The following is a 16103-nucleotide window of genomic DNA, read 5'->3' on the forward strand; positions in this document are numbered from 1 at the left end:
AAGGTCGGTCGGCATCGAGGAGAAGGAGCGTCGTGGCCGTGCCGGTGGTGCGGTCAGGCGGTGACGGCCGTACGTTCGGGCGTGACTTCGCCGTCGCTCGGCGGGACGGGTGTGGTCTTGCCGTCGTTCGGTGGGACGGGTGTGGTCTCGCCGTCGCTCGACGCGGCGCTCGCGGTTTCGTCGGCGCTGGACGCGGCGGGCGCGCCGATGGCGGGCGACGGGGGCCTGCGGCGGATCGCCAAACCGACCATGGCCACGCCGATGACCAGCAGGAATGCCATGCCTGCGAGGGCGAAGCTCAGGGTGTACTGGCTCTCGGCGGGCAGCGCGGGGACTCCGGCGGGCAGGTTGTCGAGCGTCTTGGAGGCGAGCAGGGAGGTGACGACCGCGCTGCCGATCGCACTGCCGGTGGAGCGGGAGATGGAGTTGATGCCGTTGGCGATTCCGGTCTGGTGGTGCGGGACACCGGCCACGATCAGGGCGGGCATCGCGGCGTAGCCGAAGCTGACGGCGACGCCGACGACCATGCCGGCCAGGATCACCGACGCCGTGGTGTCGTGGGCGAGGGTCAGCCAGGCGAACCCGATGACGCCGAAGGCGGCGCCGGCGGCGAGGGTGAGACGCGCGCCGATACGGCGCACCAGCACGCCTCCGAACTGGGCGGCGACGAGTGAGACGAGGGCGGAGGGCAGCAGGTAGACGACGGAGGCGCGCAGGACGGAGGCGCCGAATCCGTAGCCGGCGATCTCAGAGGGTGTCTGGACGAGGTAGGAGACGCCGATGAACTGCGCGAACATGGCGAATCCGACGAGCAGTCCGGCGAGGTTGGTGAACAGCACCGGCCGGTGGACGAACATCTTCATGTCGACCAGGGGGTCGCGGACCTTGCGTTCGACGAGGACCCAGATGACGGTCATGACCGCGGCGCCGGCGAACAGGGCGAGCGTGCGGGCCGAGGTCCAGCCCCAGGTGTGGCCCTGCGAGATGGGCAGCAGGAGCAGGACGAGCACCAGGGCGAGACCGGCGGCCCCCAGCCAGTCGGTGCGCCCGCCCGTCCGGGCCCGGGGCGCCGGGACGACGACCGCAACCGCGATGAGGGCGGCGACGGCCAGCGCGGCGGCCAGCCAGAAGACCTGGTGGTAGTCGGGGTTCGCACCCTGGGAGAGGAGTCCGGCGCTCACCAGGGCGAGACCGCTGCCGAACCCGAGCGTCCCGCTGACCAGGGCCATGGCGCCGGGCAGCCGCGCCGGGGCAACCTCTGCGCGCAGCACGGACAGCGCGAGCGGGAAGATCGCGGTGGCGGCGCCCTGCATCACGCGGGCCACGATGAGCCACAGCATCGAACTGGTGGTCGCGGCGAGCACGGAACCGGCGACCATCACCACCAGCACGCCGAGCAGCGTCGGCTTCGTGCCGCGCTGGTCGCCGAGGCGGCCCAGCAGCGGCGTGAAGACCGCGGCCGACAGCAGGGTGGCGGTGGTGACCCAGCTGACCTGGGCCGTGGTGGCGCCGAGGTCGTTCTGGATGATGCCGAGGATCGGGATGACCAGGGTCTGCATCATCGACACGACCATGGCGGCGAGTCCCAGCACCAGGACGAGGCTGAGGCTGCCGGTGCGGCGCTCGGGCGCGGCGGCAAGGGAGGACTTCACGGTCTTCTCTCCGGTGGAAGCTGTGGTTGCCCGAAGGGCGGAAGGCAGAAGCACCGATGGATGGTCGAGGAGTCAGACCATTGAGGTTCTCGATGCTTGAAGGCATCAAATAATAGACTCCGGTAGATGTCAAAAGTTGATGTGTTCAAGCTTTGTGCGGTAGTCTCGCCGCATGCCACCCACCCCGTCCAAGGCGCAGTTCATGGAGCTGCTCGCCCATTCGGTCGGCACGCACTACGCCGACTTCACGGCCGCGGCCGCCGACATGGGCCTGACCTCCAGCCAGGCGAAGACCCTCACGGTGCTGCGCCGCGCGCCCGCCTCGATGCGCTCGCTCGCGCACACCCTCGCCTGTGACGCGTCGAACATGACCGGGATCATCGACCGCCTCGAAAAGCGCGACCTGGTGCACCGCGAGGTCAGCACCACCGACCGCCGCGTGAAGAACGTCGCCCTCACCGAGACGGGTCAGGAGGCGATCGACACGATCCGCGAACGGATGGAGCAGACGCAGACCGGTCTGGACAAACTGTCCGACGCCGAGCGCGCCGAGCTCTATCGTCTGCTGACGGTCGTATTCCCGCGCTGATGCGGGCGTGCGCCGCCACGTCGAAGAGCCGGGCGGAAGCTGAACAGTCGCGACCTGTGCGCCGCATGACTCGTGTTCGTGCGGTGGTGGAGGTGATGACGATTCTCGTCCGGCGTCTGAAGCGGCACGGCGGATACTGCGGTCGGTCTCGAAGTCGCTGCTCGGCGGCGAATGGTGATGGCGTCGCGGCGGTGGTGGCGCCGGCCGCGTCGGCGGACCGATGGCCGTGGAATCGCGTGATCGGCATGTTCTGACTGATCGCCGTGCCGGTGAAGGGGGCGGTCGAGGCCCGTGAGCGGTCCGGTCGGTCTCGGCATCGCCGAGACCCTGGCCACGACCCCGGGCTCCAGAACCGTCGGGAACCCGGGAACGGTTCAGCAGCGCTACGCGTCGATTCCCGGCTGCGTCGCCCTCACCCCGCCGGCGCGCTGATCTCCCTCTTGAGAATCTTGCCGCTGGGACCCGTCGGCAGTGCGTCCACCAGCCACACCTCGCGAGGGTACTTGTACGCCGCCACGCGCTCCTTGACGAACTCCCGGAGCTCGTCGGGCGTGGCCTGCGCGTTCGGGCGCAGTACCACCGCGGCCGCGATCTCCTCGCCCAGATGCGTGTCGGCCACGCCCACCACCGCCGCCAGCGCGACGGCCGGGTGCTCGTGGAGCACCTCCTCGATCTCGCGAGGGTAGACGTTGTAGCCGCCGCGGATGATCATGTCCTTCTTGCGGTCGACGATGTAGAGGTAGCCGTCCTCGTCCTGGCGCGCGAGGTCGCCGCTGCGCAGCCAGCCGTCCGGGATGGTGGCCGCCGTCTCCTCCGGGCGCTTCCAGTACCCCTTCATCACGTTCGGCCCGCGCACGGCGAGTTCGCCGATCTCGCCGGGTGCCACGTCCTGGCCCTTGTCGTCGAGGAGCCGCACCTCCACATCCTTGATCGGGGTGCCTATGGACCCGGCCTTGCGCGGCCGGTCGGGGTGGTTGAAGGTGACCACCGGGCTGGTCTCGGACATGCCGAAGCCCTCCAGCACCACGCAGCCGAAGCGCCGTTCGAAGCCGTGCAGGATCTCCACCGGCAGCGAGGCTCCGCCGGACACGCACATCCGCAGCGTGGACACGTCGGCCTCGGACGGGTGCTGGAGCAGCGCCGCGTACATCGTCGGTACGCCCTCGAAGATCGTCGCCCGGTCGCGGGCGATGGCGTCCAGCACGGTCTGCGGGTCGAAGCGGGGGATCAGGGTGAGCGAGGCACCGGCGCGCACGGTCACGCTCATCGTGCAGATCTGACCGAAGATGTGGAACAGCGGCAGACAGCCCACCACCACATCGTCCGCCGTCATCCGCTGCACCTCGGCCGCGTTGACCTCCGTGTTGTGCCGCAGTCCGGCGTGGGTGAGCGTGGCGCCCTTGGGCCGGCCGGTGGTGCCGGAGGTGTACAGCAGCACGGCCACGTCCTCGACGTCCGGCTCGCTCACCTCCGACAGCGGCTCGTGCCCGGCCAGCAGGCCCGCGAAGGCGGCGGGCTCGACAGCCATGTGCCGCACTCCGGCGGCGGCCGCTCCCTGCGCACCCTCGCCGGGCGCTTGGTGCCACTCGAAGAGCATCACCGCGCCGGAGTCGCGCAGGTGGTATTCGGTCTCCCGGGTCTTCAGCAGCGGGTTCATCGGTACGACGACCGCTCCGGCGCGCAGCACGCCGTAGTACAGGGCGACGAACTCGACAACGTTCGGCAGCATCAGCGCGACCCGGTCGCCGGGTTGCACGCCCTCGGCCCGCAGCAGCGCGGCGGCCCGGGCGCTGCGCTCGTCGAGCTCCTCGTAGCTGGTGACCTGGTCCCCCAGCCGCAGCGCGGGGCGGTCCGGCTGCCGCCTCGCCGTCTCCACCAGGAACTGAGCCAGATTGGCCATGACCGCCTCCACGAACGTCGCCGTCGAAATCCGTTGTTCACGCTGACGACATCGTGCAGATGTCCGTGGCGACGGCCTATGTGCGCTGTGACAGCGTCCGTGCTCCCACATTGTTCCCGAGAACAAAACAGCGGCGTTACGCTGCGGGAATGAACCTCTCTGGGGTGGCCTCGGTACTGCATGCGAGGCTGCCGGAACTGGGCGAGCGGATGGCGCAGCGCATCCGCTCGGACGTCGATGCCTACAAGGACGAGTCGCTGATCCCCTTCGACTCACTGCGCCGCTCGTGCACCGCCAACGCGGACCTGCTCCTGAACCAGCTCGGCCGCGCGGACGCCCAGGACCCGAACCCGGCCCGGGAGACCGGCCGCCTGCGAGCCGAGCAGGGCGTGCCACTGGCGGACACCCTGCACGCGTACCGGATCGGCTTCGAGCTCCTGTGGACGGACATCCTCGCCGAGGCACGCACTCATCCCGAGGTCACCGACGCCCAACTGGTGTCCCAGTCCGCGGAGATCTGGGCCCTGTTCGGCCGCTACGCGGAGGCGGTCGCGGCAGCCTACCGGGAGACCACCGCCGAGCTGACCTCACGGCGTCAGGCGCGCCGCTCGGCACTGGTGGAGGCGCTGTTCACCGGTGCCATCACCGACCGCACGCTGTGGGAGGCCGCCCGTGAGCTGGGGCTGCCCGACCGCGGGCCCTACGTGGTCGTCGCGGCGGCGGCCGACGCTCCCGGCGAGGAGCCGCTGGCGGGCACTGAGTCGGCGCTGCGTCAGGCCCAGGTCCACTTCGCCTGGCGGCTGCTGCCCGACCAGCAGATCGGTCTGGCCGCCCTGCCCACGGCGTCGGCGGAGGGCACCTGCCTGCGCATCCTGCGCCGTGCCGGCGCCCGCGTAGGCGTCAGTCCGTGCTTCCACTCGCTGCGGGACACCCCGCAGGCCCTGCGCTTCGCCCGACTGGCCCTGGCCGGCCTCCCGGGCACCGGCCCCGGCATCGCGCGCTTCGACGACAACCCGCTCGCCATGGTCGTCGCCGCGGCCCCGGCCGAGGCGGCGCACCTCGTGGAGGTGGTCCTCCAGCCCCTGCTCGATCTCCCGGCCGCGGAGCGTGCCCGTCTCCTGGAAACCCTGGAGCACTGGTACGCCGCCGCCGGCTCCGCCTCGGACGCGGCACGGAGCCTCTTCGTCCACCCCAACACCGTCCGCTACCGGCTGCGCCGCATCGAGGAGCTGACGGGCCGCTCCCTGTCCGATCCACGAGCGGCGGCGGACATGGGCGCCGCGCTGCTGGCGGTCCGCCGCTCTGGCGCGTCATTCAGTGACGTCATCCAGTGACCGGTCGGACGCGGTGCGCGAGTTGGTGCAGCAGCTCAGCGCCACGCCGTTCGATCTGGAGGCCGGCCCGCCGGTCCGCTGGGGGCAGACCCGAATCGGACGGGCGCAGTACGGGAACTCGAGGTGCTCCTCGGCGGCAGCGTGGGGCGCCCGCATCTCGTGCCGCGTCGATGGCGGCGCTGGTGGCTCCCTTCCGACGTCCTTTCCAATGGAATGAAATGATCGATATCAATGATACTTTCGTTGGTTGCGGAGTTCGTGCTCCTTCGAACATCCATCGGTTGACGGCAGCTGATATGAGCAGGTAGCGCCGCGAAGAGATGGCGATATCGTCGGTAACATGCACGTGGCGCACCGGCGATACCATCGTCTCCATGGCATCGAAAGCGCAGCGGCGAGACACCCGGGACCGCATCGTGAGAGCCGCAGCCGACCTGCTGCGCGACCAAGGGCCGGCGGCGGTGACGACGCGCCGCGTCGCTCATGAGGCCGGGTTGCAGCCTCCTGCCCTCTACCGGATCTTCCAGGACAAGGACGACCTGCTGGATGCCGCCGCGGAGCGGGTCTTTGCCGAGCACGTCGCGAGCAAGCAGACCACGGAGCCCTCCGCCGACCCGGTGGAAGACCTCCGAGACGGATGGAACACCCAGATCAGCTTCGGGCTGGCCAACCCGTACGTCTACGGCCTGTTGCTCGACCCGGCCCGCGCGCGCGACACCCCGGCACAGGCCGAGGGTGTGCGGGTCCTCGCCGACCGGGTGCACCGAATCGCCGCCGCCGGACGGCTCCGGGTGAGCGAGGAACACGCCGTCAACCTCATCCGCTCGGCGGGAGTCGGAACCGTCCACACCCTGCTGACCCTGCCACCGGAGCAGAGCGACCCGCACCTGGCCGACGCCGCCTTCGACGCGATCACTCGCGCCATCCTCGTGGACGAGCCCGCTGTTGCCACGCATGATCCGGCGGCCGTCGTCGCCGCCTTCCGCACCCTCGTGCCCGAACTGCCCCATCTCAGCAAAGCTGAAGCCGCGCTTCTCGACGAGTGGTTGCGACGCTGATCCGTCACCGCACGGTGGGCCCCGCGACAACGGCAAGTACGCGTGACGGCGGGTGATCGGGTGCGCAGGACGGAGGCGTGCGCGGACGCGAGGACCACGGCGGGCCCGGACCGTGGTGGGCCCGGACCGTGGCGGGCCCGGACCATGGTGGGACCATGGCGGGCCCGAGGAACACGATGTCCGTCTGGATCCCGCCGTCGCAGAGGGCGCGCCCGCACTCATGACGGTGCGCCGCTGCGGCCGTGGTCGGTGGCGTAGGCAGCGAAAACCGCCTCCGGTGGTCCTCCCGTGTGGAGGAAACGCTGGTCGAGGACGGCGGCGAGGTCCGCCAGCGCACCGGCGAGCAGGTCGCCGGCCAGTCGTACCTCCGGCCGTCGTGCTGTCTGTCCGCGCTGGGCGAGGGCGGCGGCGAAGCCGACCATGGCCGCCAGTGACGAGTGGTCGTCGCCGTCATGGAAGTAGTACGCCTCGGCGTACTGGGTGAAGTCGATGCGGACACGTACGACTTCGGTGGTCAGACTGTCCAGCAGCAGCGCTCCCGCAGTGGAGTCGAGCTGCCCGGTCGCAGGGTCGGCGTCGCGCAGCAGCGCCAGCCGGATCGCGAGGACTCTTCTGCGTGTCAGTGCCGGGTAGATCTCCAGCACCCAGGAGACCGTGGCCGTCAGCAGGGCGAAGCCGACAAGGGCTTCCAGCGGTGAGACCAGGCGAAGCCAGCCCTCGGCGGGTGCGATGTCTCCCAGGCCGAGGGTGGTCACCGTGACGAGCGAGAGGTAGAGGGAATCGAGGAGCGCCGGCTCCTGAGCCGCCTCGGAACCGGGCGAGAAGGTGAACGCCTCGGGCATGTGAGGCCAGTAGACGACCGCCCAGCCGATGATGACGGTTCCGGCCCACATGCCCACCACCGTCACCATGGCGAGGGGCCCGACGAGCCCGACCACCCGCCTGCGCGCACGGATCCGCCGGGCCAGTCGCCACAGCACCGTCATCACCAGGCGGCTCAGACCGCCGTGGCGGGTGGGGTGCCAGAGCGTGTGGAACAGGTCCCGCAAGCTGACCATGACGAGTCCGGCACCGACCAGTGAGACCAACCACTTCATTGCACGTCTCCCACAGCACTGTCATTCGGAGCCGCGCCCGCTTGCGGAGCCCAGGCCCCAAACTGACGGATCAGGCGGCAGACGTGGGGTCCGGCACGCCCATACGCGCGAATCAGCTCGCGGGCAGCACGAGCGTGCAGGTCTCCCCGGGCGCGATGGTGACGGCCCGGTCGGTCAGCACAACACGAATCGGTGACTCCTCCGAGTCGGGCACGCTGATCTCCAGCTGTCCGCTCCGGCGCCGCACTCCGACTCCCCAGTGACCGCGGTAGCGCAGCGAGAATCCGTACTCGGAGAGTGCCGGAAGGGGGACCGGGTCCAGCCACAGGGCGTCCTCGCGTGGTTCCAGTCCTGTCAGACCGCGCTGGACCAGGTCGAGGGTTCCGGCCATCGCTCCGAGGTGAATGCCCTCGGCGGTGGTGCCGCCCTGGATGTCGGCGATGTCGGCCTCCAGGGCCTCCTGGACGTAACTCCACGCCTCGGCCCGTCTGGCCCTGGCGAGGACCACGCCGTGGACAAGGCCGCTGAGTGTGGAGCCGTGGCTGGTGCGCTGCAGGTAGTAGTCAACGGTTCGGCGCCAGACTTCGTCGTCCAGGTCGTGTCCGAGGCGCCGGAACAGCGTGCGCAGCTCGGCGGGCGAGAACAGATGGCCGAGCATGAGGACGTCGGCCTGCTTGGACGCCTTGTAGCGGTTGACCGTGTCGCCCTCGGCCTCAAGGATCCGGTCCAGCCGCCGGATGCTGGTGTGGCGCGCCCGGTAGGTGTCCCAGTCGAGTTCGGCGAGATCGCCGTAGCCCTCGAACTGGCTGATGACGCCCTGGTGGAACGGTACTCGCAGCCGCCGGGAGATCTCCTCCCACCGCGGGAGCTCGTCGCTGTCGAGGCGGATGCGCTCGAACAGTTCCTCCCGGCGCCAGGCGGGGAGGCGGCGCAGCAGGTCCAGGGCGCGGGTGAGTACCCAGGCGGCGGTGACGTTGGTGTACGTGTTGTCGTCCAGTCCGGGCAGTACGGCACCCGGGTAGGCGTCGTGGTACTCGTCCGGGCCGACGACACCGCGGATGCGGTAACGGCCCGTGCCGGGGTCGAACTCCGCGAGGTCCGCCCAGAAGCGAGCGATCTGCAGCAGCATCTCCGCGCCCTTGGTGTGCAGGAACTCGCTGTCACCGGTGGCCTCCCAGTACTGCCACACGTTGTATGCGATCGCCGAGCCCACATGATGCTGGAGCCGGGAGTGATCCGGCAGCCAGCGACCCGAGCGGGGGTTGAGATGCCACTCCTGGGTCTCCTCACGGCCGTCACTTCCGCTCTGCCACGGATACATCGCCCCCGCCCTGCCGATTGCGGAGGCCGCCCGGCAGGCCCGCGCAAGGCGCCGGTGGCGATAGTTCAGCAGTGCCCGGGAGACCTCCGGGAAGTGCAGGTTGAGATACGGCAGGACGAACAGTTCGTCCCAGAAGACATGGCCCCGGTACGCCTCACCGTGCAGCCCACGAGCCGGGACGCCCACGTCGAGGTCCGCGGTGTGCGGTGACAGTGTCTGCAGGACGTGAAAGAGGTGGAGGCGCAGGATGCGACCGGCTTGGCCCGGCACTCGGATGTCCGCGTGCCGCCACAGCCGTTCCCACGCGGCGGCGTGGAGGTTCAGCAGGGCCGGGAAATCCGCCGCGGTGGAGGCGCGGTCGACCGCTTCGTCGAGTGGGTCGCTGATCGCTGTGTCGCGTGAGGTGTGCAGTGCCATGGTCTTCTCCACGGCGACGGGCCGGCCGGGATCGATCGGGACCACCAGGCGGTGAACTGCACGGCTGCGGGTCGGCCGAAGCTCCGACGAGGCCGCAGGCCGACCTACCACGACCGTCCTGGCGGCCATGGCGACACGGATGTCCGAGGTGCTCGTACGACAGCTCAACCAGGCCGTGTGGGGAGCCTGTGTCCCTGTCCGCACACGGGTCATGTGGCGCCGGTCGAGGGCGCGGTAACGGTGCACGTTGCTGTTGATCACATCGCCGTCGAGGCACGACTCGATCTCGATCTCTCCCGACCAGTCCTCGGCGGTGAAGACCGTCCGCAAGGCCGCCACATGCGGGTCCCCCATATGCACCAGTCGGGTCTGCTCGACTGCGAGTACGCCTAGCTTGTCGTCCCGGTGGCGGAACGAGCGGGTGAGCGTGGCGCGGCGCAGGTCCAGGGTGTGCCGGTGGTCCAGCAAGGCGTGGGTGTCGGGGGAGAACCAGCGGCCCCACGCTCCCTCGGTGCGGCGCAGACGGAATCGCAGGAGCAGCAGTTCGGAAGGTTGACCAGGTCTTCGTTCACCACCTGTCGTCCCGCCACGGTCGACTTCAGACGGTCGTAGCACCCGGCCACGTAGGTTCCGGGACAGTGCACCAGACCCGCCCGGCACTCGGGCACGGCGCCCCGCGTGGCGAAGTAGCCGTTGCCGAGGGTGCAGAGCGATTCACGCAACCGCTCGGCAGCGGGGTCGTAGCCCTCCCACTGCCACGTCCACTGCGACATCCGCCGCACTCCGCTCTCCTCGAGGAGCCGAGGGGCCCCGGCCCGGTGGAATCCTCAGAGCCGCTGAGGGACGACAGCGACCGGGCAGTCGGAATGGTGCAGCAGGGTATGGGCGGCCCTGCCGAGTTGCAGTCCGAAGTGACCGTGCCGACGCAGAGCGCCGACGACGATCAGATCGGCGTCGGCCGACGCCTCAAGCAGGACGCGGTGGGCCGGGCCTTCGACCGGCCGGCGGTGTACCTCGACTTCGGGGTGCTCCCGTGCGGATGCACCAAGGGCGGCGGTGAGTCGGCTGGAAGCCTGTTCCTCGTAGGCTCCCGCGGCGTCGTCCGTGATCAGCAGATGCTCTGCGTGCTCACGGGCCGGGCTGCGCCACGCCCGCACGGCTGTGAGGGCGCAGCCGCGCGCCTTTGCCTCGCGGAAGGCGAACCGTACGGCGCCCTCGCCGCCGGTCGAGTCGCCGACTCCCACCACGACTCGGCCGAAGGCCCCCTGAAGGTTCCGATCCGAGCCGCGGACCACGACGACCGGGCACACTGCGCGAGCCGCTGTTGCCAGGCTGACCGACCCCAGCAGCCGGCCTGCGACCTCGCCTCGCCCGCGGGAACCCGTGACCAGGGCGAACGCCTCGTGTCCTGCTCCCAGCAGCACGGACACGGCATCGTCGGGCAGCACCTCGCCCGATGCCTTCACCTCGGGATTGCGGAGCCGGGCACGTTCCGTACAGGAGGCGATGATGTGCTCCACCATGACCTCCTCAGCCGGACGATCGGTCCTGAGGGACGGCCGGCCGCCCTCGTAACGCTCCCAGAGGGAGGCGTAGAGCAGGCGCAGCGGCAGCCCGTGGCGTGCCGCTTCGTCCACTGCCCAGTCAATTGCCAGCAGGCTGGAGTCCGATCCGTCGACGCCCACGACCAGCGGGAGTTCCATCGTCGCCACCGCCCTATCCGTCCGGCTGCTGAAGGCCCCCTGTGACTACCGTCGCACCGCCTGCGAACCGCCGCGACATACGGACCGGCTCTCGCACAGGCGGCGTTCACCCGAGTCCCGTCGTGAGTGAGCGGCAGGCCGCGACAAGGCCGTGACGCGTGCCGTCCGCTACTGATCGGCCGGAGTGATACGGCGGCCCGTGAGGCTCGTGGGCCGGATCGACACCCACATCTCGCGTCGACCCCCCGCCCATGGCCGGCTGTGGGCCCGCTGGGAGAGCCTGCGCACGGCATCGGGCTCCGTCACGACGCCTGCCGGGCCTACTGCGAGCACGCTCCAGCCCTGGCTCAGAGCCTCGTCGACGTGGTCGACCTCGAAGGCGACGTCCGTTCCCACGGCGGCCGCGGAAACGGAGTCGGGAGCGGTCCGGAACATGATCGTGTCGTCGACGACCTCGTAGTTGACCGGGACGACCGCCGGACGTCCGTCGGACGCCGTCACCGCCACGCGGCCCACCCCGTGAGTGGACAGGAGCGTGCGGCATTCCTCCGGGCCGAGGTCGCTCAGCTGAGGATGCATCAGCGCGTGGCCTTGACCGGGAGGGAGCTCGACGCCTCCTCCGCGCAGGGCGGTGACGGGGATGCCCAGCGCGTCGGCCAGCCTGATGAGTGTCGCCACGGTCGGGTCTGCGGGCCGCTCCTCCAGGTACGCCAGATAGCCGGGCGACATCCGTGCGCGGCGAGCCGTTTCCACTCGGCTGAGCCTCTGCCTGCGACGTTCGACGGCCACGCGCCGGCCGACGTCACCGGGGTTGAAGGTGCCGGTGGGCCGGGAGGCCGCGACGGCGCTCTCCCCGTCACCCGCGGGTGGCCGGGAGAACTCGTGGGTCGTGCCGGGCTGTCCGTGCTCGACCGGGCGGATGTGCGCGTCGGGCCCGGGGAACACGAGCGTCACTTCGTCCGTGTCCGACCAGCGCACGTCGTAGGGAGGTGTGCCGTCCGCGTGGTGGAGTCCCACGATCTCGCCGTCGCGCCTGGTGACACCGGTCGCCGGGCTTTCGATGACGAGCTGGTCGCCGAGGTGAGCTCGCATGGTCGCCGCCCTCTCCGCAGAATGGTGCTGTATCCAACGTGCCACGCTCGACACGCCGCCGCATGGGGCCGAGAGCCCCGGGTCGGCGAGGCGAGCGGCCCGTATCCGGGAGGCAACATGCACCACCGAACGGTCGCCGAGCTCATGACCCGGGACGTCGTGCGGGCGCGGCGTGACATGCCGTTCAAAGAGATCGTCAGACTGCTGACCGAGAACGACGTCACCGCCGCACCCGTGGTGGACGACCGGGACCACCCGGTCGGCGTGGTGTCGGAGGCCGACCTGCTGCGCAAGAGCGCCGACCAGGCCGACCCCTCGGGCCGGAACCCGGTTCCGCACCTGGAGGCATGGGAGCGGGCCAAGGCCGAGGGGGCCCGCGCCGAGGAACTGATGTCGGCTCCGGCGATCTGCGCACGTCCGGAGTGGAACGTGGTCGAGGCCGCTCGTCTGATGGAGAGCCGCCACATCAAACGGCTGCCGGTGGTCGATGAGACCGACCGGCTCCTGGGCATCGTCAGCCGGGGCGACCTTCTGCGGATCTTCCTGCGCCGTGACGACGCCATCCGGGACGAGATCACCGAGGACGTGCTGCGCCGGACGATGGGGCTCATTCCCTCGGACGTCACGGTCGACGTGCACGACGGTCAGGTCAGCCTCCACGGCACGGTCGAGCACAGCAGCTTGATCCCCGTCATCGAGCGGTTGTGCCGGAGCGTCGACGGCGTGGTGTCGGTCGCCGACCATGTGGGGTACCGGACGGACGACTTGCGGCCCGGTCCCGCCACCTGAGGCCGCCCACACAGGGCATCCGGCCGGCGGAGCGGTGCGCCCGTCGGCGGACGGCGACGGAACCGTCGGCCCTCCGCGGAGACGGGCGCCGGCCTGCCGGACCTGGCATGTCCAGGCGGAGACGGGCGCCGGCTGCCGGACCTGGCACGTCCAGGCGGGCGGCCGTGCCTGCGGATCAACCGGTGATCTCGACGCGCTGCGGCTTCCCTCGTTCGGTCTTGGGGACGCGGACTGTCAGCACACCGTTCGTCAGATCCGCGCTGACGTGCTCGGTGTCCGCGTTCGGGGGAAGGGCCGTGCGGTAGTCGAACTGCCCGATGCGGCGGGAGTGCCTGCGGACCACCCCGGTGCGTTCCTTTTCCTGGATCTCACCGTGGACATCCAGTTCGCCTTCGACGACCTCCACGGTGATCTGGTCCTTGTCCACACCGGGGAGCTCCAGCTCCACCAGGTAGGCGTCCTCGGTGTCCTCGACGTCGGCCAGGGGCGCCCACGCCTCGGCCGTGTCGAACTCGGGGAAGCCGGCGACCGGGAAGGTCGCGTGCATGAGCCGGTCCATGCGGGTGCGGAGATCCTCGATCTCACGGAACGGATCCCACACGGGATGGGCGCCCCGGCCGCGTCGTACGGGATGTGTCATGACTGATTCTCCTTGCCTTCCGATCCGGGAGTTCACAGGGGCCATCCAGCGGCCTGCCGGGTGCCGGGCCGGGACGCGCCCATGTCTTCGATGTCACCCTCGGCAACGTTCAGCAGTTGCCGGGCGAGGTCGTTCATGGCTCTGCCCGCCGCCAGTTCGTCGCCGATCTCAGGCACGTTGATGTCGGCCGGATTACGGCGCGCGGAGCCGGTGCCGGTGAGCGTGGTGGTGCCGGTGTCGACCACGGCGCGTGCCTTCGTCGCCCCCTCGTCGTCCTCGAACAAGTGCAGCCGAACCTTCCATTCCGTCGTGTGCGGCATCGCTTTCCTCCTCACGTCGGGACGGACCGATGAGGTCCGGACGCGGTTCGTTCTGCGTCCGGGGATCGTGGGGCGGGGGCCGACGTCGTCTCGTCGATGCGGCGACGGACCCGGGCGGTCAGAGCGCTCAACTTCTCGGACACGGTTGCGTGAGGCGCGAGCGGTGTTCCGATTCGGCGGGCCGCCGACGGCAGTTCGCGCAGGTCCGCGGCGAACCTCGCCCGGCACTCGTCGAGCGTGGGCCTGTCACCGGTGCGCCGCCCGCCCCGCATCACCGTCATCAGCAACGGCCCGCCGTCGTCGGGGGGTTGCTCGTCGGCCAGACCGATCACGTCGGCGTAGCCGGGGCGGCGGAACACCTGTTTGGGGCCGGGTGCCGTGGCCTTCGCGGAGGAGAGCTTCATCACCGGCCGTCCGTCGTACTCCACCATTTTGTAGGCGGAGTCCAGGAACGGGGCGTCGGCCGAGACGCCGACGCGGGTGCCGACGGCGTAGGTGTCGATCGGCGCACCGGAGCGGACCAGGTCGTCCACGGCGTACTCGTCGAGACCGCCACTGGCGATGATCCGCACGTCCGGCAGGCCCATGCCGTCGAGGACGGTTCGTGCCCGTACCGCCAGGGCCCCGAGGTCGCCGCTGTCCAGCCGCAGGGCCGAGCCCGGCCCGCGGTCCAGGTCCCGCAGGACGCGCGCCGCGACCTGGACACCCTCCTCGGTGTCATAGGTGTCCACCAGCAACGTCACAGGGCCGGGGTGGGACCGTGCGAAGGCACGGAACGCTTCTTCCTCGGTGCCGAACGCCTCCACGAAGGAATGCGCCATCGTGCCGACGGCAGGTATCCCGACAGTCGTGGCCGCGGCCACGTTGCTGGTTCCGGCGAAGCCGACCATCGCACCGAGGCGGGCGGCCTGGAACCCGGACTGCGGGCCGTGGGCCCGCCGCAAGGAGAAGTCCACGACCGGACGCCCGGCCGCGGCGAGCACGCATCGCGCCGCCTTCGAGGCGAGCGTGGTCTGATGGTTGAGCTGGTTGAGGACGTAGGTTTCGGCCAGCTGCGCCACCGGAAGCGGCGCGGTCACCTCCAGCAGCGGCTCTCCCGCCAGCACGATCCGTCCTTCCGGAACGGCTCGCACGTCGCCCGTGAACTCCAGGCCGAGCAGGGCCCGAAGGTCCCGGGGCGGCCGGCGCAGGGCGGAAGCGAAGGCGTCGACGTCTTCCTGGCCGACACGGAGGCCGCAGAGATGATCCAGGGCCGACTCAAGCCCCGCCGCGACCAGGAAGCCGCGCTCAGGGGGCAGGTCGCGCACGAAGAGGCTGAAGGTCGCCGGGCCGGACATGCCCTCCCGCAGATAGGACATGGCCATCGTGACCTCGTACAGGTCGATGGTGCTCGCGTCGGACATGAGCGTCACCTCCTCGGTGTGCGCCCGGTCTCTGCGTCCGTCACCTGCGGTAGCGCGCGGACCACAGGGGCTCCACCAGGACCCACTCGGCCTCCCACTGCGCGTACCTTCTGCGGTCCAACACGTGGTGCACGCCGGTCCGCGCCGCGAAGAAGGCGGCGGTGACGCCCGCCGCCGCCATGCCGCCCACGAACCAGCCCGTGGTCTGGGCGTTGAGCGTGCTCATCGGCGGTTCGGTGAGGGTTCCGTCCCGGTCCACCCAGACCTGCACGGTCGCGCCCTTGGGCGTTCCCGGCTCCACGAGGGTGGTTCCCGTCCGCACTGCGCCATTGTCATCCGTCCAGCGGACGGGCGCCTGTCGCTTCGCGTCTTCGGCACTGCCCTTGGCATCCGACGTCAGGGTGGCGCTGACCTCGTGGCGCTCGGCCGACTGGGTCTGCACAGCGCGCATCGACGACTCGTACGCCGTCAGCCCGGCACCCAGCGCCGCCGCCGGCATGCCGACGACGAACACGCACATCAAGAAGGTGAGAATCCAGGACTCGACCCTGTCGGACGTACGCCGCAGGGGGTTCGCCCCCTTCGAGGTGTGCTCCTGATGCGGCGGGGACGGGCCGGACGCTGACGGTGAACCTTGTGCACTCATGAGTCGGCCTCCAGCAGGTTGCTGGTCCGTTCCTCCATCTCTCCGTCCCACCATCGAACGGCGGGTGGAGTCCGGTCACTGGGCCGAAAGTCCCTGCGGAGCCGCCGTCCGGCCCCACGCCGGCCGGCCACAGACGTGCCCC

At 70.3% G+C, this 16103-nt stretch carries 13 protein-coding genes and 1 pseudogene; 4 read left to right on the forward strand and 10 right to left on the reverse strand.

Annotation, left to right across the window (positions count from 1 at the left end):
* Positions 1–53: 53 nt before the first annotated feature.
* Entirely contained in the window at positions 54–1652 is a 1599-nt protein-coding gene (locus AC3ETA_RS13600) for an MFS transporter (protein ID WP_432193126.1), read from the reverse strand.
* A gap of 172 nt (positions 1653–1824) precedes the next feature.
* Here AC3ETA_RS13600 and AC3ETA_RS13605 point away from each other — a divergent pair, with 172 nt between their 5' ends.
* Positions 1825–2241 carry a MarR family winged helix-turn-helix transcriptional regulator gene (locus AC3ETA_RS13605; RefSeq protein ID WP_432193127.1) on the forward strand — a complete coding sequence of 139 codons (417 nt, stop codon included), beginning with the start codon at positions 1825–1827 and terminating at the stop codon, positions 2239–2241.
* Between the two features lie 412 nt (positions 2242–2653).
* Here the strand turns inward: AC3ETA_RS13605 and AC3ETA_RS13610 are convergent, their stop codons facing one another.
* A complete protein-coding gene (locus AC3ETA_RS13610; protein ID WP_432193128.1) occupies positions 2654–4141 on the reverse strand; it encodes a long-chain-fatty-acid--CoA ligase in 1488 nt (495 codons plus the stop codon).
* Between the two features lie 149 nt (positions 4142–4290).
* On the opposite strand from AC3ETA_RS13610, the gene AC3ETA_RS13615 reads away from it, so the two are divergent.
* Together AC3ETA_RS13615 and AC3ETA_RS13620 are read left to right on the forward strand one after the other, a co-directional pair.
* Entirely contained in the window at positions 4291–5475 is a 1185-nt protein-coding gene (locus AC3ETA_RS13615; protein WP_432193129.1) for a PucR family transcriptional regulator, read from the forward strand.
* 374 nt (positions 5476–5849) lie between these two features.
* Entirely contained in the window at positions 5850–6533 is a 684-nt protein-coding gene (locus tag AC3ETA_RS13620; protein WP_432193130.1) for a TetR/AcrR family transcriptional regulator, read from the forward strand.
* A gap of 218 nt (positions 6534–6751) precedes the next feature.
* Here AC3ETA_RS13620 and AC3ETA_RS13625 read toward each other — a convergent pair whose 3' ends face one another.
* From AC3ETA_RS13625 to AC3ETA_RS13640, 4 genes and pseudogenes are all read right to left on the reverse strand, one after another.
* A complete protein-coding gene (locus AC3ETA_RS13625; RefSeq protein WP_432193131.1) occupies positions 6752–7630 on the reverse strand; it encodes a potassium channel family protein in 879 nt (292 codons plus the stop codon).
* Positions 7631–7742: 112 nt separating this feature from the next.
* A pseudogene (locus AC3ETA_RS13630) lies at positions 7743–10141 on the reverse strand (glycoside hydrolase family 65 protein).
* Between the two features lie 54 nt (positions 10142–10195).
* Positions 10196–11071: a universal stress protein gene (locus AC3ETA_RS13635; RefSeq protein ID WP_432193261.1), complete on the reverse strand. Its 876-nt coding sequence runs from the start codon at positions 11069–11071 to the stop codon at positions 10196–10198.
* A 168-nt stretch (positions 11072–11239) separates the two neighbouring features.
* Positions 11240–12163, reverse strand: a complete 924-nt coding sequence (locus tag AC3ETA_RS13640; RefSeq protein WP_432193132.1) for a pyridoxamine 5'-phosphate oxidase family protein — start codon at positions 12161–12163, stop codon at positions 11240–11242.
* Positions 12164–12280: 117 nt separating this feature from the next.
* On the opposite strand from AC3ETA_RS13640, the gene AC3ETA_RS13645 reads away from it, so the two are divergent.
* Positions 12281–12952 (forward strand): CBS domain-containing protein, encoded by a 672-nt coding sequence (locus AC3ETA_RS13645; RefSeq protein ID WP_432193133.1) that lies wholly within the window; start codon positions 12281–12283, stop codon positions 12950–12952.
* A 175-nt stretch (positions 12953–13127) separates the two neighbouring features.
* Here the strand turns inward: AC3ETA_RS13645 and AC3ETA_RS13650 are convergent, their stop codons facing one another.
* From AC3ETA_RS13650 to AC3ETA_RS13665, 4 genes are read right to left on the reverse strand one after another with little or no spacing between them, the layout of a single operon-like run.
* Positions 13128–13592, reverse strand: coding sequence for an Hsp20/alpha crystallin family protein (locus AC3ETA_RS13650; RefSeq protein ID WP_432193134.1), 465 nt, complete (start codon positions 13590–13592; stop codon positions 13128–13130).
* 32 nt (positions 13593–13624) lie between these two features.
* Positions 13625–13912 carry a dsRBD fold-containing protein gene (locus AC3ETA_RS13655; RefSeq protein WP_432193135.1) on the reverse strand — a complete coding sequence of 96 codons (288 nt, stop codon included), beginning with the start codon at positions 13910–13912 and terminating at the stop codon, positions 13625–13627.
* Positions 13913–13923: 11 nt separating this feature from the next.
* Entirely contained in the window at positions 13924–15315 is a 1392-nt protein-coding gene (locus AC3ETA_RS13660) for a nicotinate phosphoribosyltransferase (protein WP_432193136.1), read from the reverse strand.
* 40 nt (positions 15316–15355) lie between these two features.
* Complete coding sequence (locus AC3ETA_RS13665) at positions 15356–15961, reverse strand: Rv1733c family protein (protein WP_432193137.1); 606 nt, start codon at positions 15959–15961, stop codon at positions 15356–15358.
* Positions 15962–16103 lie beyond the last annotated feature (142 nt).

The sequence above is a fragment of the Streptomyces sp. bgisy027 genome (assembly GCF_057710365.1).

What these genes read in the sequence shown, in the direction of transcription:
- AC3ETA_RS13605 (WP_432193127.1), top strand. Translation starts at nt 1,825, where the DNA reads ATGCCACCCACCCCGTCCAAGGCGCAGTTCATGGAGCTGCTCGCCCAT.
- AC3ETA_RS13610 (WP_432193128.1), bottom strand. Translation starts at nt 4,141, where the DNA reads ATGGCCAATCTGGCTCAGTTCCTGGTGGAGACGGCGAGGCGGCAGCCG.
- AC3ETA_RS13615 (WP_432193129.1), top strand. Translation starts at nt 4,291, where the DNA reads ATGAACCTCTCTGGGGTGGCCTCGGTACTGCATGCGAGGCTGCCGGAA.
- AC3ETA_RS13620 (WP_432193130.1), top strand. Translation starts at nt 5,850, where the DNA reads ATGGCATCGAAAGCGCAGCGGCGAGACACCCGGGACCGCATCGTGAGA.
- AC3ETA_RS13625 (WP_432193131.1), bottom strand. Translation starts at nt 7,630, where the DNA reads ATGAAGTGGTTGGTCTCACTGGTCGGTGCCGGACTCGTCATGGTCAGC.
- AC3ETA_RS13635 (WP_432193261.1), bottom strand. Translation starts at nt 11,071, where the DNA reads ATGGAACTCCCGCTGGTCGTGGGCGTCGACGGATCGGACTCCAGCCTG.
- AC3ETA_RS13640 (WP_432193132.1), bottom strand. Translation starts at nt 12,163, where the DNA reads ATGCGAGCTCACCTCGGCGACCAGCTCGTCATCGAAAGCCCGGCGACC.
- AC3ETA_RS13645 (WP_432193133.1), top strand. Translation starts at nt 12,281, where the DNA reads ATGCACCACCGAACGGTCGCCGAGCTCATGACCCGGGACGTCGTGCGG.
- AC3ETA_RS13650 (WP_432193134.1), bottom strand. Translation starts at nt 13,592, where the DNA reads ATGACACATCCCGTACGACGCGGCCGGGGCGCCCATCCCGTGTGGGAT.
- AC3ETA_RS13655 (WP_432193135.1), bottom strand. Translation starts at nt 13,912, where the DNA reads ATGCCGCACACGACGGAATGGAAGGTTCGGCTGCACTTGTTCGAGGAC.
- AC3ETA_RS13660 (WP_432193136.1), bottom strand. Translation starts at nt 15,315, where the DNA reads ATGTCCGACGCGAGCACCATCGACCTGTACGAGGTCACGATGGCCATG.
- AC3ETA_RS13665 (WP_432193137.1), bottom strand. Translation starts at nt 15,961, where the DNA reads ATGAGTGCACAAGGTTCACCGTCAGCGTCCGGCCCGTCCCCGCCGCAT.